Source organism: Paenibacillus sp. strain BS8-2 (assembly GCF_054483835.1).
Window position 1 is genome coordinate 1090001 of sequence record NZ_CM137010.1, and the last position, 24113, is coordinate 1114113.

Annotated in this window: 17 protein-coding genes (1 of these 17 cut by a window edge); 2 read left to right on the plus strand and 15 right to left on the minus strand. The window is 51.3% G+C overall.

The window, feature by feature from the left end:
- Both ligA and pcrA read right to left on the minus strand, forming a co-directional pair.
- Positions 1-1858, minus strand: partial view of an NAD-dependent DNA ligase LigA gene (gene ligA, locus ACX1C1_RS04795; RefSeq protein WP_458957596.1) — the 5' portion only. Its footprint begins 137 nt before the window's first position; 1858 of the gene's 1995 nt are visible here — the first part of the coding sequence; the start codon lies at positions 1856-1858; the stop codon falls past the left edge of the window.
- Positions 1859-1974: 116 nt separating this feature from the next.
- Complete coding sequence (gene pcrA / locus ACX1C1_RS04800; protein WP_458955993.1) at positions 1975-4341, minus strand: DNA helicase PcrA; 2367 nt, start codon at positions 4339-4341, stop codon at positions 1975-1977.
- A gap of 181 nt (positions 4342-4522) precedes the next feature.
- On the opposite strand from pcrA, the gene ACX1C1_RS04805 reads away from it, so the two are divergent.
- Complete coding sequence (locus tag ACX1C1_RS04805; RefSeq protein WP_458955994.1) at positions 4523-4894, plus strand: hypothetical protein; 372 nt, start codon at positions 4523-4525, stop codon at positions 4892-4894.
- A 142-nt stretch (positions 4895-5036) separates the two neighbouring features.
- Here ACX1C1_RS04805 and ACX1C1_RS04810 read toward each other — a convergent pair whose 3' ends face one another.
- The 13 genes from ACX1C1_RS04810 to ACX1C1_RS04870 form a co-directional block, all read right to left on the minus strand.
- The gene (locus tag ACX1C1_RS04810; RefSeq protein WP_458955995.1) at positions 5037-5393 is read right to left on the minus strand and encodes a DUF4183 domain-containing protein; all 357 of its coding nucleotides are present in this window, start codon (positions 5391-5393) and stop codon (positions 5037-5039) included.
- 77 nt (positions 5394-5470) lie between these two features.
- Positions 5471-6157 carry a heptaprenylglyceryl phosphate synthase gene (gene pcrB / locus ACX1C1_RS04815; protein WP_458955996.1) on the minus strand — a complete coding sequence of 229 codons (687 nt, stop codon included), beginning with the start codon at positions 6155-6157 and terminating at the stop codon, positions 5471-5473.
- Positions 6158-6392: 235 nt separating this feature from the next.
- A complete protein-coding gene (locus ACX1C1_RS04820; RefSeq protein WP_458955997.1) occupies positions 6393-7712 on the minus strand; it encodes an enolase C-terminal domain-like protein in 1320 nt (439 codons plus the stop codon).
- A 2-nt stretch (positions 7713-7714) separates the two neighbouring features.
- Positions 7715-8644 carry a Gfo/Idh/MocA family oxidoreductase gene (locus ACX1C1_RS04825; RefSeq protein ID WP_458955998.1) on the minus strand — a complete coding sequence of 310 codons (930 nt, stop codon included), beginning with the start codon at positions 8642-8644 and terminating at the stop codon, positions 7715-7717.
- Between the two features lie 17 nt (positions 8645-8661).
- Positions 8662-9612: a carbon-nitrogen hydrolase family protein gene (locus tag ACX1C1_RS04830; protein ID WP_458955999.1), complete on the minus strand. Its 951-nt coding sequence runs from the start codon at positions 9610-9612 to the stop codon at positions 8662-8664.
- Between the two features lie 32 nt (positions 9613-9644).
- Positions 9645-11792, minus strand: coding sequence for a hypothetical protein (locus tag ACX1C1_RS04835; protein WP_458956000.1), 2148 nt, complete (start codon positions 11790-11792; stop codon positions 9645-9647).
- A gap of 120 nt (positions 11793-11912) precedes the next feature.
- On the minus strand, positions 11913-14117 hold the full coding sequence (locus tag ACX1C1_RS04840) for a glycosyl hydrolase family 28-related protein (RefSeq protein WP_458956001.1): 2205 nt from the start codon (positions 14115-14117) through the stop codon (positions 11913-11915).
- A gap of 114 nt (positions 14118-14231) precedes the next feature.
- Positions 14232-16331 carry a glycosyl hydrolase family 28-related protein gene (locus ACX1C1_RS04845; RefSeq protein ID WP_458956002.1) on the minus strand — a complete coding sequence of 700 codons (2100 nt, stop codon included), beginning with the start codon at positions 16329-16331 and terminating at the stop codon, positions 14232-14234.
- A 34-nt stretch (positions 16332-16365) separates the two neighbouring features.
- Positions 16366-17676 (minus strand): Gfo/Idh/MocA family protein, encoded by a 1311-nt coding sequence (locus ACX1C1_RS04850; protein ID WP_458956003.1) that lies wholly within the window; start codon positions 17674-17676, stop codon positions 16366-16368.
- A 75-nt stretch (positions 17677-17751) separates the two neighbouring features.
- Complete coding sequence (locus ACX1C1_RS04855) at positions 17752-19404, minus strand: extracellular solute-binding protein (protein ID WP_458956004.1); 1653 nt, start codon at positions 19402-19404, stop codon at positions 17752-17754.
- Between the two features lie 55 nt (positions 19405-19459).
- Positions 19460-20338, minus strand: a complete 879-nt coding sequence (locus tag ACX1C1_RS04860; protein ID WP_458956005.1) for a carbohydrate ABC transporter permease — start codon at positions 20336-20338, stop codon at positions 19460-19462.
- Positions 20339-20349: 11 nt separating this feature from the next.
- Positions 20350-21327: an ABC transporter permease gene (locus tag ACX1C1_RS04865; protein WP_458956006.1), complete on the minus strand. Its 978-nt coding sequence runs from the start codon at positions 21325-21327 to the stop codon at positions 20350-20352.
- A 54-nt stretch (positions 21328-21381) separates the two neighbouring features.
- The gene (locus tag ACX1C1_RS04870) at positions 21382-22368 is read right to left on the minus strand and encodes a hydroxyacid dehydrogenase (protein WP_458956007.1); all 987 of its coding nucleotides are present in this window, start codon (positions 22366-22368) and stop codon (positions 21382-21384) included.
- 353 nt (positions 22369-22721) lie between these two features.
- Between ACX1C1_RS04870 and ACX1C1_RS04875 the strand changes: the two genes are divergently transcribed.
- On the plus strand, positions 22722-24089 hold the full coding sequence (locus tag ACX1C1_RS04875; protein ID WP_458956008.1) for an ABC transporter substrate-binding protein: 1368 nt from the start codon (positions 22722-22724) through the stop codon (positions 24087-24089).
- Positions 24090-24113 lie beyond the last annotated feature (24 nt).

Genomic DNA, 24113 nt, shown 5'->3' on the forward strand with positions numbered 1-24113 from the left:
AAATCTTGGCGCCGCATGCCTCCAGCCTGCGAGCTGCCTCATCCCTCGTCATCGTTGGCAATGTGCCTGTCAACACAACGGTCTTGCCACTGAACACGCTATCTGCTCGAATGACGGCTGGCTGCTCCGCCTCCGCTTTGACGCCGAGTGCACGCATTCTGGCGATGCTGTCTGCGTAGGTCGGATAGGCAAAAAATCCGACAATACTCTCCGCCACGATACCGCCGATGTCCGGCAGTCCGACAAGCTCCTCCGCGGTAGCCGCCATGATGGCGTCCAGATCGCGATAATGATCGGCCAACATTTTGGTGGTGGCTTTGCCCGTATTGGGAATGCCGAGCGCGAACAGGAAGGCCGCGAGATCCCGGTTCTTGGATTTCTCAAGCGCTTCGAGCAGCTTGAGCGCCTTTTTCTCGCCGAACCGCTCAAGCTTAATGAGATCGTCATAAACCAAGGCATATAGATCAGCAGGATCACGTACCTCGCAGTCCGCATACAACTGCTCTGCCGTCATAATGCTGAAGGATTCGATATCCATCGCGTCTCTTGATGCGAAGTGGGTTATCCGACCGATAATCTGCGGGCGGCAGCCTAGATTATTGTTGCAGAACAAATGCGCGCCGCGCTGCTCCAGCTCCGTGCCGCAGGAAGGGCAGGCGATCGGGAAGACGATTTCGCCGCCCGGCTCTTCGTCCGCTTTTCCGAGAATCTCCGGAATAACGTCATTGGAGCGCCTGATGGAGACCAGCGTGCCAAGGGCAAACTTCAGGTTTTTCCGCTCGATGTCGCCGATATTGTTCAGCGTGCAGTTCTGCACCGTTACGCCTGCAAGATCAACGGCTTCTACGCGCGCGACCGGGGTTATTTTGCCCGTGCGGCCCACTTCCCAAGATACCGACTCCAGAACCGTTGTTGTCTCCTCCGCCTCGAACTTGAAGGCAACCGCCCAGCGCGGGAATTTGTCCGTGTAACCAAGTGCCTCGCGGGTTCGCATGTCCATCAGCTTAACGACGGCACCGTCGATCAAGAAGTCGAACGTCAGCCTTCGCTCCGCAATAGCGGCAAGCTCAGTCTGAACCTCTTCGATCGTATCAACATATTTGACATAGGGATTAACTTTGAATCGATTCTGAATTAGAAACTGCTGCAGCTCTCGATGATCCTTGAACGAAACACCTTCAGCGTACCCTATATTATAGATAAAAGCGTCAAGCTTCCGCTCCGCCGTAACTGCTGGATTGAGATTGCGCAGGGCTCCCGCTGCTGCGTTGCGCGCATTTTTGAGCGGATCTACGGCTGTTTCGTTGTACTTGGCCAGGACGGATAGTCCCATGATGCCTTCGCCTTGCACTTCGATGATGCCTTCGTTGAATGGAATCGTCATCGGAATCGAGCGTATCGTGCGGACTTGAGGGAGAATGCCTTCGCCCACCGTGCCGTTGCCACGCGTAGAAGCTTGAACGAGATTGCCGTTCTCATAGGTCAGGTTAAGCGTCAATCCATCAAATTTCAGCTCGATGACATAGCTTGGCTGTGGTAGCGGCTCGACATTCGGATTCTTAGCGTTGTAATCGGCAATCGCCTTCTGGACACGCGCATGCCACGCCAGCAGATCCTCCTGATCCTGCGCCTTGTCCAGACTCCAAAGTCTAGCGCGATGACGGTGAGGATCAAAACCTTTGAGCAGCTCGCCGCCGACACGAAGAGTAGGTGATTCCGGCAATGTTACACCCTCCGCCGCCTCCAGCGCGACCAGTTCGTCGTAGAGCTTGTCGTAATCGACGTCGCTGACAGCCGGGTTGTCCAGCGTATAATAATGATAGTTGTGCTCAGCAATGAGCGTGATAAGCTCTTTCATCCGTTCTGATCCCACGTTCACGAGTGAAACCTCCCTATAATGACTTCTCATCAAACCTCACGATCAAACGCCGCAACGGCTCATCATAACAGGTTGCGGCGTTAATCGTTTATGTGTTAAACCTTCTTGATGGGGGCAAAACCGGCGAGCAGCCGCTTAATGCCGACGGGCGCAGGGAATGCAACCTGCAGCTCCATGTCGTTGCCCGTCCCCTTGACGGCAACAACGGTGCCCTCGCCCCACTTGCCATGGGCGACGCGATCTCCAGCCGCGAAGTCCCCCGCCGCCGCTCCCGCGGTTGTGGCCGTGCGGGCGGCGTCCAAGGAGGTGGTGACGCGCACCGCGCCGCCTCCACCGCTTCCGCCTGCGGCGGCCCTGCCGCTCCCGGCGCCAAAGCCCGGGGAGCGCGATCCCGCGGCAGAGGCAGGCGAAGCGCCGCTGCCGTAACGTGTTGGCGCGGTGCGGCCGAAGCCGCCTCCGCTGCCAAAGCCGCCGCCCCCGCCGCTGCCTCCGATGGCGGTGGATACGCCTTGCTTGAGGTTGTCCGGTATCTCGCCAAGGAACCGGGACGGCATGTTCATCCCGGTACGCCCGAACAATGTCCGCATGCGGGCGCAAGTGAGATACAGTCGTTCTTCGGCACGGGTGATACCGACATATGCTAGCCGGCGCTCTTCTTCCAGCTCTTCGTTGTCCGTCAGTGCGCGGCTATGAGGGAATACCGATTCCTCCATCCCAATGATGAAAACGATCGGGAACTCCAATCCCTTGGCGCTGTGCATCGTCATTAACACGACCGCGTCTTCGTCTTGTTTCTTCTCTTCTTCCGCATCCTTGCCTAACGAATCAATGTCTGCAATTAACGCGAGGTCAGTCAGAAACGCCACAAGCGACTTATCTTCGTTGCGCTCTTCGAAATCCATCGTCACAGATAGAAACTCGTCGATGTTCTCGATCCGGGCCTTGGACTCCAGCGTATTCTCGCGTTGAAGCTCCATCCGGTATTGAGACAGCTCCAGCACCTTCTCTGTAAGCTCCGTTACTGTCAAATAGTCGACCATCGCCGTCAGATTATAGATAAGGCCATAAAATTCACCCAGAAGCGCCCGGGTTCTCGCATTCACTTCGACATCGCCGAGGTCGCCCAGGACGCGATAGATGGAGACGCCGCGACGCGCAGCCTCTTCTTCCAGCTTGCCCACGGTCGTGTCGCCGATACCCCGCTTCGGCACATTAATAATTCGCGTTAGACTAATGTCGTCATCGGGATTGGACATGAGGCGCAAATACGCCAGCAAATCCTTAATCTCCTTACGATCGTAGAACTTGATGCCGCCTACGATTTTGTAAGGAATGTCCGACTTGATCAGAATTTCCTCGATGACACGGGATTGCGCATTCGTCCGGTAAAGGATCGCGTGATGCGCGAATTTGCGCCCCTTGTTAATATTTTTGCGAATTTCCCCGGTTACAAAATACCCCTCGTCATGCTCGGAATCCGCTTGGTAGAACGAAATCATGTCGCCAGGACCCTGCTCCGTCCACAGCTTCTTCGGTTTGCGTCCCGTATTGAGGTTGATGACCGCGTTCGCCGCATCCAGGATATTGCCTGTTGATCTATAATTCTGCTCCAGCATAATCGCTCGCGCTTCTGGATAATCGCTCTCGAAGCCCAGAATGTTGGAGATGTCCGCGCCGCGCCAACGATAGATGGATTGATCGCTGTCACCAACAACGCAGATGTTGTGATGCTTGTCTGCCAGCATGTTGCAGAGCATATATTGCGCCCTGTTCGTATCCTGATATTCGTCGACGTGGATATAACGGAATTTGTTCTGATAGAACTCCAGAACCTCCGGCATCTCCTTGAACAACCGAATCGTCATCATGATAAGATCGTCGAAATCGAGCGAATTGTTGCTGCGCAGCCGCTTCTGGTACATGGCGTACACCTTCGCCACGAGCTCATCGAAGTAATCCCCGATCTTCTTCTCTAGTTGGTCCGGCGTGACAAGTTCATTCTTCGCGCTGCTGATCGAAGACTGTACCGCTTTGGGTTCGATCTTCTTGGTGTCAATATTAAGATCCTTCATGCAGTTACGAATGACGGACAACTGATCCGAAGAATCTAGGATGGAGAAATTCGAAGTAAACCCGATCCTGTCAATGTCTTTGCGCAAGATGCGTACGCACATGGAGTGGAATGTCGATACCCAAATATCCCGGCCCGACGGTCCGACAAGCGCACCGACCCGCTCCTGCATCTCTCGCGCCGCTTTATTGGTAAATGTAATCGCCAATATACTCCATGGCGCTACCCGTTTCTTTTCAATTAAATATGCAATGCGGTGCGTCAGCACCCGCGTCTTGCCGCTGCCCGCTCCGGCCATGATCAGAAGAGGGCCGTCCGTGGCGAGAACCGCCTCGCGCTGCGGCGAATTGAGCTTCTGCACCGCCTGTTCGATGCCAATGGAATTAAACATGATTGAACTCCTTTGTTCGCCATTTTGTTCGCCTATTCACAGTTTAGACAACGCGCCCTTTGCTGTCAATTTGCTCTTTTTGGGTCGGCTTGCTTCAAATGAAGGCGGATGACCGCTTCCGAATGTCCGTTTCAGCCACAAGCAATCTAGCATTTATTAATACATAGAGGAGGTGATTACAATGGCTAGCTTGATTCTGCCACGCCCATTCTCGGTAGCGGTAGCTTATGAGATTATGAATTACTTCATGATCGCCCCAACAGGAGGCATTGTTCTGACTGCCAATACACCGGAAGATATCGGTCCTGCAACAGAAACATGGCTCGATGATACGGGGGCAACAGTTACACAATTTGCAGTCGATATCAGCACGCCTCCACCAGGCACAGAATATGCTTACCAGTTAATCGTCGACGGCCAAGTGCAAGAGGAGGGATTGGTCACGGACGTTACGGACACTGTTCTGGAACTAACTTCTACGACAGCCGGTACGATTCCCGAGGATGCTCGTATCGTGTTTACGATCTTCCAAGTGGTGACCACTTATTCGTAGTAATAACATGAACAAGAACAACACCTTGCGTGGTCGCAAGGTGTTGTTCTTGTTCATGCGTTAAATGCGTTAAATGCGTTAAATGCGTTAAATGCGTTAACTGCTTTGATTGCGTAGAATGTAAGCAGCGCAACCGCTCATTTTAGCCTCTTATGGCAATAAATTGGGCAATAATACGAGAGTTCATCGGAGGTGCTTGATTCGAGACGAAGAGCAACTCACCCGGATAAGCACCGTATACTTCCGGAGACTGCAACATTCCATCAACAAACACGTTTACGACCGACATCCTGGAAGGATCGGGCAATCTACAATCATAACCAGGTAATGCCTCAGCCAGCGTAAACAATCTTCTTTCGCCATCGCCAATTGAGTAGTAGTAATAGGTCCTCACCGCTAGAAGCCGCCGTCTCTTATTGGGTTTGCATTTCTTGACGCCATTAGCTCCCGCAGGTCTGATTTTCTTGTCCCTCGAGCAACTTGCGATGAACGCCTCCATCTCCTCACTCCTGCCTAACCTCTTGATCTGCTATTCCATTATAGTCAGTCATAAGTTGGAAGGATGCGGCCAATCGTCTATTTGTGCACGGCCCCTACCGTCAATAGGGCTGCAGCCAAGTCCGAATAAACGATATTGCCTACAACGACCGTATGCGCATGCTCAGCGGCTAAGCGTGCCTTCTCCGGTGTATCGATCCCGCCGCCGTAGAACAGCCTAGCTCCAGTTGTCACCCCTCTAGCTCTGCGCAATAGCTCCATATCTCCAAACATACCGCTATATTCGATATAAATAACCGGAAGCCGCATGAGTCGGTCTCCCATCCGTACATGCGCAACTACATCATCCGCATCCAGTCTAGCATTAGCCCCAGTCAGCTTAGCCGCGGTTGCATCTTCGTTCAAAATAATATAACCTTGCGCCGCCGTCTCCTCCCAAGGAACAAATGTCCCGTATTCCTTGAGACCTTCAAGCTGGCGGCCAAGTATCCACTCGACCCGATCTGTGTTCAACACCAACGGGACAAAATAACCGTCGAAGCCGGGCACGGCTCCTTCCAATGTCGATACCTCCAGTGCGCAGTCCACTTCGTAACGACGAATACGCGACATCAGATCCACCGTATTCTCGAAGGTAACACCGCTAGAACCCCCGACGATGATTGCATCCGTTCCAGACATACAAATCGCATCCAACTCGTCATCTGTAATATCTTTGTCCGGGTCCAGCTTGAATACATGCCGCCATTGCGAATACCAAGTCATCTATTGAGCCTCGCTTTATGATCATAATCATGATTAAATGCCATCAAGTTGCCGGCATCAAGCCGGAACTCCTTCATGCTAACGGGACGGGGACCTTCTGTCAATACAACCGGTTCCTTAGGATCAGTCGGAGCGACTATATCCTTCTATACAAGGTGAAATAACTTATACATGTATAGAAATATAAAAATAGCCCTCCGCATGTGCACGCGCGGAAGGCTCACTCCAGCTATTCTTATAATTGTATTAATGACTCATAATGCGACGACTTCCCAAACACCCCGCCTATTGAAGAATAGAAGGAGTCAGGCAGCCTATAAAAACCTCTAGAAGACTCGATCCATTCTTCACCGCGCATTGGGTGGTAGCCTTGCATCCTCTTCCAGCCGAGATAGTTCTGCGGACCGTTCGACTCGATCAGTCCCGTCGCCAAGCCTGGAACGGGCGGCAGGTGAGCGGCTAGACATTTGTTCCAATCGACCATGATCGGGCTGGCCGTCAAATCCGCGCAGAAGCAAGGGATACCGTAATTCGCCGCCAGCTGCGCCACTCTTAGACTGAGACTCATCGTCTTGGCTACGGGCTTGAGAGCGAACGCGCCGTACCCCATCTGAATACGTTCAAGCGCATCTTCTACGCTATGCACGCTTTCGTCTCCCGCGATCCGGAACGGAACATCCCACACTTCGTGCTGCACATCTTCGTGATAGGGCTCCTCGACGACCAGAATCCGGCTCAGCGCTCCAGAACGATCTGCCGCATCTGCAAGCCGCAGCAGTTGATCGGTCGTCCGATACCTGCCGTTGATATCCAGGTAATACGCAATTCCCCCATGATCGGTAAATCGTGTCTCATATTCCCTCACCAGCTGGTGGATGCGATTCATCCGTCCGATATCCCACTCCAGCATCTTCTCCTCATCGCCATCACCGTCAGGATCGGAGCCCAGCTTGATCTTAAGCACAAAATAACCTTCTTCGACCAAGGCCAGAATATCCTCATTCGACATCCCATACGAAACGACGGGAGCGCAAGCGACCCGTTCGTGTTTCGCCGACAAGATAGGCTGGAATTCAGTCGGCAGCAGTTCCTTAAACGACAGCCCATTCACCCCATTCAACTGGCTGTTCAAATTTTTGCTCTTCAAATAAGCCAGATGCCACGCCGCCTGATCAATCGGCACCAGTGCATTCAAGAGGAAGGTGTGGCGAAGCTCCATCTCCGAACGAGCGCGTGTAAAGTCAGATGCTTCCTCCAGCAGAGCATCGAAGAGCTGCGGCGGCGTGTCAAAGGACATGCCAACAGCAGCCTTCAGCGCCTGCACCGTAATCTCATGCATGAAGGTGTTGCCTCGTTCATGTCCCCAGCGTGCGAACAGACCGGGATCCGACCAAAGAATGCTTTGGACACCTAGTCCGGTACCTCGATTGCCGTCGCTGTCCTGTAATGTGACGATCGACTGCCACAGCTCGTCGACGTAACCTCCTTTGAAGCCAAACGGTGCGGCTAGCGGCTCTCGCATTACTGCATAACCGGATTGTGCAACTGTCACCATCGTTAAAATCCCTTCGCTTTCTTGCGATATTGTTCAGCGAATGTACGACCATCGTACAGCCCATCGCCATTCTGTTCATCCAGCTCCTTCAAGCTGACGAACCGTCCGCCATCAGCTTGAGACACCTTCGCGGCAATCGCTGCGAACTCAGGCTCCAGCAGCGATGCCAGATCAAGGAATGGCTCCGATTCACCCGCGAGATATGGCAAACTCCGCTCCAGAAGCGAACGATACAATCCACTATTATTGACTTGGAGATGCTCGACCTTCTTCTCAGTCACGATCGTGGCATAGAAAGGCAAATAACCTGCCGTACCTCCAACGTTGACAATAGCGCGTCCCCCGTCATGCCAGACCAGCTCCACCTGATGCTGTACCTGTGTGCCGAGAGAACGCACCTTCTCAATCCCTGGCCCCAGAATACCGAGCATCATCGAATAGGCATGAATGCCATAATTGAATTCGTCCACCGCGCAGCCGCCAAATACGGATACGATTCCATCCGCATGGTCACGTCTCTCATGCCAATCAACAACTTCAGCGCACACAGCAAGCGAGGAGCCGCCAATGATGCGAGAGCCTTCCTTCTGCCAAGCCAGCAGGCGACGAAGATCGCTGACACTTCCTGCAAACGGCTTATCGATCAGTACGGATACACCTGCTTCGATGAACGGGGTCGCCCGCTCGACATGCAGTCCCCAGTCAACTGTATGAATAATGGCAATGTCCACCTCGCCCGCCATTTGTTCCAGCGAAACAAAAATTCGATCAATGCCGTGATTGCGGGCGAACTGCTCCGCATAACCCGCTTCGTGAACGGTACCGCCGTCATACACACCTGCTATCTCATAGCCGAGCTCGCGGATAATCGGCACCCAATTGCCCGGGTGCGATGTGTCGAGATCGACGATTCCTACTCTTCTGTTCCCCATGCCCTCGCATCCCTCCGTTATGGCTCGATATGTCCCGGCTTATGCCGCTCCCGTTGCGATCGATCCAAATATTCGTCCAGTCGCTCGAGCTCGAATTCTGCTACGATATCCTTCGCCGTCACGAACTCCGATTCACTGGTCAGCAGCACGCTGCCCAGGTAACCGGGATCATGAATGCGGATGTCCGTGCCATATTTGTTCTTCATCTCTTGAAACTTCGCGCCATTACCGTCAATATGCAGCACTTCGTAATCCAGGTTGATCTTGGTTGTAACGAATGGATAGTAGTTCGTACTGCTTGCTGTCTCTTCGCCAAGCGGAGATACGATCGTACAAGGAAGACCTGCGATCGCGCCGGCGAAATATGAGCGGCAGGAGTAAGCCCAATACCCTTGCATCAACCCGCCATGATACATGGAAGGGAATATAATCAGATCCGGCTTAGCATTCACATATTGCAGCCTCAACTCATCGAAATTGAGATCGAAGCAGATTGCGCAAGCCACCTTGCCGAAGTCGCAATCGATTAACTGTGCTTCCTTGCCATAGAGAATGCCGCCCTTGTAATGTTCCTCAGGTACAAGATGATTTTTATGATACACACCGACTACTGAACCATCGCGTCCGATTAGCTGAACGGCGTTGCGCCAGCTTCCATCCTCCGCTTCGGTGTGGGATGGATACGCGATATAACAACGGTTCTCGCGGGCAACTTCCGCGAAAAAGTCACGGATTTGATTGCCTCTTGTCCGGTAATACACCATACGCTGCTGTTCCGGATAAGCGATCTTATCCGGTCGATCACACGCTTCCGGGAGTACGATCAGATCGGGCCCATCTGGGATCACACGATCCAGTAAGCTTCGCCAATGCTCAATCATAAGATCCACGGCCTCTTGAGGAGGAACATGCGCCTGCACGACAAGCGGACGCGGACCCACACAACTTATCGTAATATTTCGAGCCATCGTTGGTGCCCCCTTCGAAATAATGAAACGAATTAACGATCTCTCAACCAGTCCTCAAGCTCCCCGCACACTGCCTCGGCATACATGGACAACCCGCCAGGCATCGTCAGATGTGCATCATCGGGGCTCCACTTGTCGGATGAGACCGTCACTTCAATAGTCGATCCCGCAATCGGAGGACGTTCCACGAAGATCAGCTTCGTCGGCAGGAATCGATACCATACCGCGGGATGGCGGGCGCGTCCGTTCCAATTATCAATGATCAATTCGTGCGGCGCTGCTTCAGGCCGGAACGCCAATGCATATCCGCCTTCGACATGGCAGCCATCGCCATAACGCTCCAGTCCGTCGACCTTCACGGACCAGTTGCGCAGCGTATAGCCAACTCCAGCCTGAATGTCCTCACCATTGCTATTGCATAACAGATATTCGACTGCTCCATTCGCCGACGTGTTGCCAGCTCTATCGAGCCAGGCATTCAAATCCCGTTCCCTTCCATACTGCCAATTAGCCAACTTATCATATATCCGAATATGCCTCGCGCCTTCTGCAGCCGACAATCGCGTCATTTGCTCGGCATATCCCATTAGCAGTCTGGTATTGAAATTACTCAATCCCGTTTCGATTAATGCAATATCAGCACTCGGCGCCGACTCCCGAATCGTCCGAATCATGCCCCTCAGCTCGCTAAGAAACCCGTCAATCCGCTTCACGCGCACCTTCTGACCGATATAATTGCCAATTTGATGAGTAATCGGCGTCGGTGCAAGCGGATTGTCGAAGACCGCTGTCCGCGTCGACGATTCCCAGCGTTCGATAATCCGACATTGTACATTGCGATTATCTCCCCAATAGTCACCAAGTACGACGATGTCTCCTTCGCGCACATCGCTCAGATCAGCATTTGCTCCATCTATCGTCACACTACGCTCCGTTAGCCCCTCAATTAGAAGCTCGGACGTCTCGACCTCGTATAGCCCTTCCCTTTCCATGGCACATCTCTTCATAACAAGCGTTGGCATCTGACGCAAAGACGCTTCAGATATTCCCTCCTGCAGACGTCTGGACGCGACAAAACCATTGCCCACTCCCCAGTCATCATTGGTACCGAGTCCGATGACAACCAGATCCGGTTGCCATGCTGCGACATAAGCAATGTTCCTGAGGGCGCGGTCTTCGTTGAACAGCTTCGCCGTCCAGCCGCCAATGCCCGCATTCAGAATATGATGCGCCCGATCCGTTACGGCATTAACGATAAGATACGGTTTACCCGAGCAGCTTCCGCGAGGATCAAAGCCAACGACACGAAACGTCACCTCATGTTCTACACCTTCCGTAAGCGACCACTCGCGCATTGCCTTCGCATTGGATGCCCGAAAGTCGAGCCCACTGCTCAGCGGACGCGGATGCGCAGGATCAAATGCCACATCCCCTTCGCCGAATGGACTCTCCAGCGGATCGGACAGCTCTGCTCCTATCTCGCCAACCGTTGTTCTGGCATACGTCACGCTCTCTCCATATTGAAAGGTAGCTTCAATGTTAGAGCCTGCCCGCGGCGGCGTCAGAAACCAGAGAAAATGACGAATTTCTACTTGTTCATTAACGGGGTTAAAAACCGATTTCCGGATGACTTTGTAAGCATGCCCTTCAGGCATCGCTCCTCCATACCCCGATCGGTTCAGCTCGCCGATCAACACCTCTCCATCTACAGTCACTTGGTGACTATATGTAAAGGCATGACCCAGATCATATTTATCACTTAAGCCGTCGGCGATAAATGATAGTGCCTCGCTGCCGCACGGCGATTCGTTATAAGTAGAGAACGAATCCGTCAGCTGTCCATCCACATACAACTCAATCAGCGATGCTTCTTCATTCCTTCTCTGAAGTGCCGTGATCAGCACGAGCCGATCACCGTTCCAGCGGAACGTCGCCTCCGAGCCTGCTCCCGACAGCATGCTCGCTTCTCCGCCATACAGCTTAGGATTCACGACAACTGACAATTCGCCATTATAATGAAGCTCATTATGAAATAATGTATACGCCGCGCGCTCACGCAGAAGCCGGTCTGCTGAATCAACAAAACCTTCATTCAGCAGACCTTCTCCCCACGTAATACTATCGCCAGCGAAGGCGACACGCAGCGGCTCCTTATTGTAATACAATCGATTACTACTCATCCTTGTACACCTGCTTTGTCCGGTAAGATTAATGTGATTAACTTAGCATTCCAACACATTCGTCCTCACCGAGCCAACTCCTGCACTCAACCCTCGACGATAAAACGGCGATTAATGGCATTAATCGTCGTCTCGTCCTCCGCGTCCACCACCATGGCCGCCACCATTGCCATTTCCATTACCATTGCCATTTCCATTACCATTACCATTGTTTGTATTGAATACTTTCCCATCGTTCGCACTCGTCGGCGAACCATTCTTAATCCGCAAATTGCCAGAACCGTCTACCCAGATATGGTGATTGCCAAGCTGCAAATGCGGCTCGTTCCAAGCTGCTCCGAGTACAACGTTGCCGGATGCGCCGCTGAACTGCAGACTGTCCTGCGTCTTGCCCGCAAGCTTATAGCCGAGGTTGCCGTCCGTATCCTTGAAGTCGAGCGACCACTTGTCTGCCCCCGCTTCGGTCCAGCGTTGTCTGGATGTTTTCGCTGTGGTCGTACGGTTATAGGCTGTATTAACGGCATCATGATAGGTCGTGCCGAGCCCTCCGGAGAAGTACTGGATTCCTTGCTCCCGATCCATTCGCCGGATCAGCGGCTCATGAGGCGTCTCATTAACAACCACGCGATTCATGAAGTCACTCGAATCCTCCGGATCCATATACAGATTATCGAGAATGATGATGTTATTGCTGTCTTGCAGTCGAGTTATCCGAACAACAGTCCACCAGTTCGTATAGAGACTATTGACGTCCCTGTAGAACACACGGCTATTGGTGAAGGATAAATATTTGACTTGATCATCGATGATGATAATATTCGAAGAATTGCCGGCATGGATATTGTCCATCGTCAGTAAACCGAAACGATTAGCGCTATGCAGACCTACGTCGCAGCCTTCGAAATGACCGACACTTATTTTAAGTTCTTGCGCGCGCCAGCCGAAATGAACACCGATCGTCCCTTGCAGCACAGTATCGCCGGTCGCGATTGTTACAGGACGATCCAATACAACTCGATTGCTGATTACGTCGAGGGAAGCCACGACTGCCGGTGTTGCTCTCGATTCGCTGCCGACCAAAATATTTTCCCCTACCGTAAATTTGGAGACATCCGGGACAGGCACTGAAGTACTACCCGTTACGCCGCTTGTTGCCTTGGTTTGATAGTAGCGTACACGATTCTGGGAGACGTACGTACCGCCCTGCCAGCCGACAAATTTGCAGTTCTGAAGCAGAACGGAGTTCGACATTGCGCCAGGACCGCGAGCATACAACAATCCATGACCGCAATACATGAACAAACAATCCAGGAAGGTGACATTACCGGAATTGTAGCGCGTATTCGGCATGTCAATACCATAACCTCTTGCCCATTGGCGCCATGCACATGTGTCAAATACAATCTCAAAGCCGTCGACTATTTTGACACCGGTTCCCCTGTAATAACTGCCGCCAGCCGTTGTGTTCTGGAAAAAGACATGCGAGAACTGCGAACGCACGAGCGTACTGGCTAACAGGATCGGATAGTCACCCGGCGTACGCACAATTTCGTTCTTGACCATAATGTCCGCAAGTCTGAAATTCGTAATGGATAGCTGTGCCGGGAACGGCGTATTGGTATCGCCATCCTCACGAATCGGTGTCAGCGGATCACCGTCATCCACTAGCGGTTGCTGAATATTAAGGATAGGATTACTTACATGTCGGTTGACAAGCACGGAGGCAACATGCCCTTCACCAACAATATGAACATTATGTTTGCTTACCAATAGATTCGTAACCACATATTTGCCCATTGGGACATAGATCAGACCGCCGCCCTGACCTTCGATTAAATGAATCAGCATCTGGAATACAGCACTATCGTCCGTTATATTGTCCCCTTTGGCTCCAAACCATTTGACGTTATAATGATCAACATGATGGCGCTTAAATCTTGCACCTGATATAGAAGTGAATATAGTGCCATCATTATCTAGAGAAACCGAGTCTGCAGGATCATAAGAGAATTCCCCTTCCCTGCCGGGATCGGTTACATAATAAAGCTTGCCGGCAACCGCAGCCGTCACGCCAGAACGAATATCCGCAATAGTTGTCAGCACAAGCGGATGCTCGACGACTGCCGGCTCGCCGCCACCATAGACTGACTCCGTGACCGATTCACCTTCACCAAACGCCTTACGCCCAGGCAGCACAAGCGCTCCCGCTGCTGCCGCCAATGCACCTGCGCCAAGTGCCGCAAGCACTTGCCTACGCGTCATACCTTGCTGAGGTGCTGCGATCGTTTGTTGCTCCATCTTTTCCGTTTCGTCAAAATGATTCATGAATAAGACCTCGCTCTCATCGGATATTCCGAGCGTAACTGCATGACTGACGCTCGGGCGAGTCCGCTAAGCTATCCATTCAATCGTGTAATCAACAACACTTGCTTACATCATCTAAGGCTCGATTGCCAGCAGATTGCCATCCGCTTCGCCAGTCGGCACACCGTTCTTGTAGCGCAGCCTGCCGCTGTTATCGACCCAGATATGGAAGTTGCCCAATCGCAAATGCGGTTCGTTATATGCTGAACCGCCACTGCCGACATGGCCGCCAGAAGCATCCAGCAGCAGACTGTCCTTCGTCTGCCCGGCCAGCTTGAAGCCGAGATTGCCTGCCGTATCCTTGAACTCCAGCGCCCACTTCTCCGTCCCATTCTCCAGCCAGCGTTGCTTCGACGTCAGCGTGTTCGCGGTTCGGTTGTAGGCTTGAGTGAAGCCATCATGATACGTAACACCCTTGCCGTTCGAGTAATATTGCATGCCGCCCATTCGATCAAAAATTCGAATATACGGTTTATACGAGGTATGATTGCGGATCTTGGCCTCGAAGCTCTGGAGCTGCTCCGCTCCCGCGCCTTCAATGTACATATTATCCAGCAGAATCACGTTGTTATCGTCATCAAGCTTCGTAATACGGATGATTGTCCACCAGTCTGTGCGGACTGGCGCATCGTCGTTATAGAAGATCCGGCAATTCATCATATGCAGATATTTCACCTGGTCGTCCACGATAACAACATTCGAGTTGCTGCCGATATGCATCGAATCAAGCGTAATGAGTCCTAACTTATTGCTAGCATATAGTCCGACATCAAGCCCCTCGAAGTGACAGCCCGTGAGCCGCATCTCTTGGCAACGCCAACCTGCATGAACAGCCACCGTACCCATGATGATCGTATCGTTCACAGCCAGCGTGACTGCACGATCGAGCGTAAGCGTATTCAACGTGGTATTCCTTGACACAATCCGCGCAGGCATGACTCGCTGTCCGCTACCTGCCAGCACACACTCATTATTTGCAAACTTAGAGGCATCCGGGACATAGACGACCGTGCTGGCTGTCACCGCCGTACCCACCGTTGTCTGATAATAGATGGCTCGATTCTCATGATATATGCCGCCTTGCCAACCGACGAATTTGACATTAGTCAGCACAATCGTGTTCGCCATGGAGCCATCGCCTCTCGCATACAGAAGAGAATGACCGCAATACATAAACGAACAATCCGTCAAGCTGACATTGCCGATATTCTCATCGAAGTTAGGCATATCCAACCCATAACCCTTCTGGAATTGCCGGAAGGTACAGCCTGTAATAGCAATCTCATACGCATCGACCAGTTTCATCCCCGAGCCATAGTAGTAGCCGCTGCCGAATGTATTCTGGAAAAACAAATCCGTAAAACGCGATCCCACAATCGCATCGGCTGTAACGAGCGGATAGTCGCCAGACCTGTTGATCTCATTCTTGATCGTAAAGCCTTCAATCGAAATATTGGTGATCGTAGGCATGATTTCACCTGATGCCAGCTCCGTACCCGTTTTGGGCCTGATCTCGAGCACAGGCTGGGTCGCATGCCGATTGACGAGATGAGAGGCGCTTCGCCCTTCGCCCCGCAAAGTGAAATAATGAAAATTGATCAGCAGATTCGTCACCACAAATTTCCCGCTCGGCACATACACCGTACCGCCGCCCCTGGATTTCGCCACGGCGATAGCTGCAAGGAAGGCCGCGCTGTCATCAGTCGTATTGTCGCCCTTGGCACCGAACCACTTCACGTTGATGACGTCGGCATCCAGACGTCGGAATCGCTTGCCTGTCGTCGATACGAAGATCATCCCGTTATCGTCCGAGGAAGTCGTATCTGACGAATCATAGATGAAATGCCCTTCTCGACCTGCATCGGATACATGATAAAGCACAGTACTATCCTCAGCCGTCGCACCAGATCGGAGTTGTGCAATCGTCGTGATAACAAGCGGGTGATCGAAAGCAGCATGGGCCTTCTCGCCGCCAGGCAGGAGCATGGCACCTGCCGTTGCGGCCAGTATGCCGGTGCCCATAGCAGCAAGCGCCTGCCGCCTGCTGATTGCCTTCGATTCTCTTCGACGTCCTTCCTCCAATTGCAAAGCCGCTTCCGACGTAGCAGCGGTATCCAGCATTGTCCCTCCTGGATTTGTCGCTCGTTGACGATTACGTTCAAAATTCTTCTTCACCTGCATATCCCCTCTTTCGAATGGATGATTCAGCTCAGAGCAGAACGGGAACCTCTTCTACCTGACCGCTTAACCGTGCGCGATCCGCACGGAAACCGACAAGATGTCCAAATATGGAGTTGGCCAGCGATGTCGTAAAACGAGAGCCCGTATCACCACTCACGACGCCGATAAAATCTTCAATGATTCGTCTGTCGCCTCCGCCATGCATATCCTTGGACACTTGCAAACGCACGATTTCTTCCTTATATTCACCGCCCGGTCTAACATCGGGATGACGAACGATAAATTCGCCGGTCTCCATCACGCCTTCGATCTCGCCTTTCGTCCCGACGATATGGATCGTACGGCATGGTTTTGCCGTATTGCCTGACAAGCTGTGCATCGCCGTACTGCCATCCTCGAACTCGATCATCACGGTTTGATGATCAACTACATCGTTGTCGCAGCGCCACACGCAACGTCCGTATGGATTGTCCGTACGCATCCATTCGAGCTTCTCCGCATCAGTCAGTTCATGCCCATACTTGGCTTGGGGCCACACATAAGCTCCCCACAACGGTTGATCCAGGTACAGCTTTTTCGCCGAGAAATTACACGTGTCTTCAATTGCGCAATCATTCAAACAACGTGTGCCTGATCCAGCAGGAGCCTTGTCCACGCGGAACTGAGCGATGCCGCCATAACTGCTTACCTTCGACGGACGAATGCCGTTCTTGAACCATGTAATCAGATCGAGATCGTGACAGCATTTGGCCATCAGCATCGTCGATCCACCTGTTTGCACATTGCCCCACTTGCCCCGCACGAAAGCAGTCGCCATATGGTGATAGGATACATTCTCTTCCGTCCGAATGTGGACAATATCGCCAATGTCACCTCCTTGAATTCGCTTCTGGATTTCCGCATAGAATGGCGCGTACCTTAAGACGTGGCAAATCATCACCTTCCGTCCGTGTGCGCGTGCCATATCATAGAGAGCCATCACCTCCTCTTCATGAATGCCAATCGGCTTCTCCAGCAACACATCATAGCCGGCTTGCAGCAGCGGCAGCGTGGTCGGCACATGCAGCGGGTCGAGTGTCCCGTTGATTACCGCATCCGCGAATTTGGGTTCGGCAAGCAGCTCCTCTACAGTAGAGAAGCATCGCCCTTCGTCAAATCCGTACGTGTCCGCCGTGTAGCGGCGTCTGACAGGATCGGGGTCTACAACGCCAACCACCTGCATCTTGTCAGGCTCCAGCTGGGCGTATGAGGCATAATTCATGGCTCGGCTTCCCGCGCCTACGATGACGACCTTTATCGTCTTGCTTTCGACATTTGGTACCGATGGCTCGCTAGTCATCACATGATCTCCTTCATTAGCCTAGACAAAGCCGCCCGCCGATTCCGGCAGGCGGCCGCCTAGCCGTCAAATATACTACTGCTTATAACGATCGTACGCCGCTTGATACAGCTTCATAAACTCATCAAGCTTCACATCTTTGAGTCCTGCTACAAATTTGTCCCATTCGCTGAACGGCAGATCACCTAGAATGAATTTCGCCTCATGCTCATTGACGTAGGTATACAGATCTGTTCTGATTTTTGTCATTTGATCATTTTCATCCGCAGTGAAGTTAAAGGTTGGCCATACTTCTTGAATGATATAAGGCTTCACTTTCTCCGCCGTTCCCAAGCTGTCCGGCTGCGCTTCGCTGCCTGCGTAATTGTTCTGGAATACGATCGTCGGAGAACCGCCGCCTGGATACGTCACATACTTGGACAACGCCTGATCTTGGCTTAAGCCATCCGGATTTTTGGTAATGATATCGAGCAATTCGAACTTGCCGTCCGGAAGCTCCTTGTAGGTTACATCCTTGAAGCCGATCATTAGCATACGGCTGCCTTCTTCGCTGTAGAAATAATCGATCCAACGAACCAGCGCTTCTACATTCTCCGCTTTGTCCGTAATGACATAGGAACCAACAATCGGCACAGAAGGGTTCACGGAGGAGTAGATTTGGTCGCCATGCGGCCCTTTCAACGCTCCCAGACCAATAAAGTTTTCAAGCTTCATCGTAATTCGCGGATTGCTCGTAAGCATGGAACCTAACAGATTCTGATTGCCCTTCGCATACATATCCGGAACCTTCTGCGAGATAATATCGCGGTCTACCAAACCTTCGGCATACAGCTTGTTCAAGTATTCCAGCATCTCTTTATACTTCGGATCGTCGGCGAAGAAGCGCAAGTTGTCCGTACCTGGCTCGATATCGACCATCGCATGAGCGTTGCCGCGATTAGCGAATCCGAAAGCGCCCTTCATTTGTCCGATTAAAGTATGAAGACCTGCTGTCGAGAACGGAATCTCATCATTTTTGCCATTGCCGTTCAGGTCCGTTTCTTTGACACCTTTCAAAAACTTGTAATAGTCATCAAGCGTAGTTGGCTCGCTCTGACCAAGCTTGTCTAACCAATCCTTGTTAATCCAGATTCTTGGTCCCATCGTAAGCGAAGTGAATGCGGGGTCGAAGATCCACGGGAACGAATAGATGCTGCCATCTGGCATTGTAATGGCCTTGCGCACTTGCGGGTTGCTGTCCAATATTTTTTGGAAATTCGGCGCGTATTTCTCGATATAGTCGTTCAGCTTGACGAAGATCCCTTGCTCGCCATACTTCATCAGATCGGCATTCGGAACCGATGCGCGATAGAAGGCTTCCGGATATTCGCCGCTTGCCAGCGCCAAGTTCAGCTTCTCAGACTGACTTGCAGCAGGAGCAAGGTCAAACTTCACTTTAATGTTCGTCATTTTCTCGTATTCCTGCCACAACGGTACCTGGCTCCAATCGGTTGACGCAATGGCTGGTTGACCTGCGAAGAAGGTCACGTCTAGCGGTTCGTTTACGATTGGGAATCCACTCAAATTCACTTTCTCCGGCGCAGCTGTTGCTGTAGCCTCCGGTGCGACCGTCGCTGAGCCCTCAGCATTAGTGGGTTCATTGTTTCCGCCGTTGCTGCAAGCTGTTAAGCCTGCCGTTGCCATCATAACAATCGATAAAGCCAGTACACCAAATCGTCTTCTCAACATATTTTTACTCCCCTTTCGATATTGGCTCTTCCTTGCATCTATGGACAGATCTGCGTTAGCCCTTGAGCGCGCCGATCGTAATCCCTTGAACGAAATATTTTTGCACGAAAGGATACAACATGAGAATCGGAAGATTAGCTACGATGATGACTGCATACTTGATTTTCTCCGCTTCCATTAACTGCGCAGCGAAGGTGTCGTCCGACGTCATGGATTGTGTAGAGCTTACAATTAAAATTTCTCGCAGAATCAATTGCAACGGGTAGCTCGCTCGATCTTTCAAATAAATAAGAGCCGAGAAATAGGAGTTCCAGTGTCCGACACTGTAGAACAGAATCATAACCACAATGATAGGCGCCGACAGGGGCAATATAATTTTGAGCAAAATACGGAAGTGGGAATATCCGTCGATCGAGGCTGCTTCCTGAAGCTCATACGGAATACTCGTCTGGAAGAACGTTCGCATGATTACGATGTTGTAAACGCCGACCGCCGAAGGCAGAATGAGCGCCCACATGGTATTGACTAGACCCAGATCTTTCACAAGCAGGAAGGTTGGAATCAAACCCCCGCTGAAGAACATCGTGAATACCATCATTCCCGTAATCACATTGCGACCGAAGAAGTCCTTCCTGGATAAAGGGAATGCTGCACAGATAGTCATTAAAACGTTGATGGATGTCCCAACAACTGTGTACAGAATCGTGTTGCCGTACCCCCGCATAATATCCGGGTTCCCGAATACCTTCGCATAACCGCTAAAGTTAATATCAATTGGAAAAAGCCACATCTTGCCGTCGATCACAGACATCGGATCGCTAATCGAAGCGCTCACAACAAATAACAGCGGATAGAGCACGATGATGCACACAGCTGTCAGAATGATGATAATCAGCAGCTCGAGCAGTTTATCTGACCTGTTGCGAATTTCCATCTCTCATCCCCCTACCACAGACTGGTTTCGTTCACGCGACGGGCGAAAGCATTCACCAGTACGAGAAGCGTAAAGTTAATGACAGAGTTGAATAGTCCAACTGCTGCTGCGAAACTGTAATTGGCGCTCTGAATACCCTGCTTGTATACATAAGTAGAGATGACTTCTGACGTTTCCAGCATCGTGAAGTTCTCATTCTGCATCAGGAAGATCTTCTCGAAGCCAACGCCGAGCAGCCCGCCCACCGACAAAATAAGGACAATGACGGCTGTTGGCATAATGCCAGGTATGTTAATATGCCAGATCCGACGAAGCCGCGAAGCTCCATCCACCTTGGCCGCCTCATGCAGCTGCGGATCAACGCCAGATAACGCCGCAAGATAAATAATCGATGCGAAGCCCATGCCTTGCCATACGCCAGAGAAGACATACAATGACTTGAACCAGCTCGCCTCCTCCATAAAGGCGACCGAATTCAGACCAACCCACTCCAGCAGGTGATTGAATATCCCTCGTTCAGGATGGAAGAACATAAACATCATACCTACGAGCACGACCGTTGAAAGGAAATGCGGGGCATACGTAATCGTTTGCACAAATCGTTTAAAGGGCTTGCTCGCAAGCTCATGGATCATAAGTGCCAGTATAATCGGCACCGGGAATGAGATCGCAAGCGAGTACAAACTTATGGCAATCGTGTTCTTAAGCAGCCGCTCGAAGTAGAAGCTATCAAAGAACATTTCCAAATGTTTGAGTCCTGCCCAAGGGCTCCCCCAGATCCCCTTGTTGGCGAAGAAATCCTTAAATGCGATCTGTACGCCGTACATGGGAATATACTCAAAGATGACAAAATAAGCGATTACGGGTGAAATGATGGCGTAAAGCTGCCAGTTCCATAAGATGCGTCTCCAGCCTTTGTGCAGCTTCGACTTCCAGTGCGGCGAACGTCCAGCAGACACATTCGTTCTCGCCTGGGATGTGCTGTTCATCTCTCCTCACTCCCCTTCTAGATAGTTCGCGGTCTAGCTCTCCGCGTAAAGCTTCTAAGCAAGCAGGTTCAATTCTTCGCGCCTGACCTCGCCCTTCATATCGCTGCCTTGCATAAACAACCATAAGTCATGAATCACGGATCGCGCGACACGCTGAAGACCATTATTCACCGCTCCTGCAATATGCGGCAGCAGAATGACATTCGGCAACGATCGGAACGGGTGATTATGCTCAGGCGGCTCAGGGTCGGTGACATCGAGACAAGCGAAGAACCTGCCTTTCTCCAGCTCCTTAATCAATGCTGATTCATCAATAACCGATCCTCTTGCCGTATTGATCAGAATGCAATTTTCCTTCATTAGACGGAAGCTGTCCTCGTTGAACATGTGGTTTGTCTCCGGTAAGGAAGGAACATGAATTGAAATCACATCACTCTGTTTCAACAACTCTTCGTAAGAAACCTTTTCCGCTCCCAATGTACCTGCCCGTTCCGCACTGATAAACGGATCATAGACGAGTACATCTACCTCGAACTGCTGCAACAGTTTAATGAAATGCGCACCTGCCATCCCTGCTCCAACAACGCCAACCTTCACATCGAACAGCTCGCGCACTTGTTGAACCGGGCCCCACTGATTCTCTTTGCAACCGGCGCTAAGCCGCCACATATCCTTCATGGATGCAATCGTCAGTCCCAGCGCAGTTTCGGCCACTCCCCTGCCTAATGCCGAATTCGCATTCGTAACCCGAACCCCGCGATCCCACATCGCATCGCTGATGATTGGCTTTACCGTTCCTGCCGCATGCAGGACGACCTTCAAATTCGGTGCTTCGTTTAACACCTTGTGCGTCAAAGACGACATTCCCCAAGATGTAATTGCCACATCGGCGCCTTGAATCGCTTTCACCAATTGCGCTTCCTCTTGAAAGCCAGTCCCTTCATTCAAGGTGACCTCTCCCCATTGACGAAGCTGCTCCAGGTGTTGCGCAGTAAAAATTCTGTTACGCTGATCAGCGCCTTGCAAAAATGCGATTTTCAATCCAGAACCCTCCCATCGTGTTCGCTTACTTTATATACTATAGTGAACCAGACGCGACGTATTTGATAATTAAGATCATTTCGTTTAGCCTTGGTATACTTTAGATTATATTTAGGAGTTCACAAAGTGTCAATACTATTTTTTCGTTCCTAGATTGTGTGTCAACGGGCAGGTAAGCGTATACATTGTGATACTCCTGGAAATTTTGTTTCGAATCTGGTGATGACAATCATTATCTATTGAGCTATAATGAACCTAATTGCCCGCTAGATGCATATAAGAATTAAACTTAAATATACTAGAACACAACTTCATTACACACTCATCCATTTAGATAGGGGAACATGATACGCATGAAACAAAAAAGAACTACCTCACGAAGCCGCTTGGAGGAGCTCATCCAAACGCTTAGAAGTCAAATTCAAATCGGGAAATTTCCAAAGGGCAGCTTCTTGCCTTCTGAGCTTGAATTATGCGATCAATATAGTCTGAGCAAGAATACGGTCCGCAAAGGACTGGAAGTATTAGTTGAAGAAGGGTTAATCGAGAAAATTCCGCGTATCGGGGCGCAAGTGCTGGAGAAACGTCAGAAGAGCGACGCCGTTACTCTTCGTTTCGGCTACTATCCTTCGTTGATTGATGAGACAGATATTCTGAAGCTCGTTGAACAATTTAATGCCCTGCACGACGATATCCATGTGCTCCCCATCCCGGTAGCCTTGCCAAGACAACATGACAGGATGGATCAATATCTGATGGAGGATGTCTTTGACGTCCTGACGGTCAACTTATACAACTACGAATTTATGAAGGATGATGACGGTTCAAGCAAGCTGCTAGAGCCATTCGAGCACTTCGACGAAGCCTACGAATTTCTGAATGAACCGTTCTCTGTCGGCAAGAAGCAATATGTCCTGCCATTCGTCTTCACCCCCGTCATTCTGTGCTATAACAAGGATCACTTCCGTGAAAGCAATCTGCCTGAGCCGCATAGCGGCTGGAGCTGGGAGGAGCTATGCGAGGCCGGATCGGTGCTCAGCAGAGGGAAAGAGAGAGTCGGCTTCCACTTCTACTTAATGTCCGAGAATCGATGGCCGATCTTCTTGCTCCAGAACGACGTCCGTTTCCAGCGCAATGCCGAAGGTTATTACACGCTGAATGCCGAGCCGCTGAAGTCGGCCATTGAAGCATGTATGAGCGTTGTCACGGATCAGTTTCCGTCTTATCTTTCGCAAAGCGACTCGGATGCCATGTCCTTGTTCATCAATGAGAAAACATCGATTATCATGGGCACCTATTCGTATCTGAATAAGCTTAAGAACGTTGGTTTCGAATACGATATTGCTCCGCTGCCGCATCTGGCGCAATCGCGCACGATGCTCGTCATTATCGGACTGGCAATCAGCAAACGATCCAACGAGAAACCTGCCGCCAAGAAATTGATCGACTTCTTGCTGTCTTACGAAACTCAGCTATACATTCGGCAGAACACGCTGAGCCTCCCAAGCCTCAAACGGGCAGCAGAATGGACTGGCGAAGAAATCGTCAAGCGGCCGCATCGTTTCCATATGTACCGCGAGATCGTCCATACCTTCCGCCTGTACTCCGATCTTGGCCTTACAGCCAATGAATTAAATGATCTTGGCAGCGAACTGCGCTATTACTGGTCTAAGCTGGAGCCGCTCGAGAGCGTACTGGAACGACTTGAACGTACACTGTAAGCCACATACGAAGAGGACCGCCAT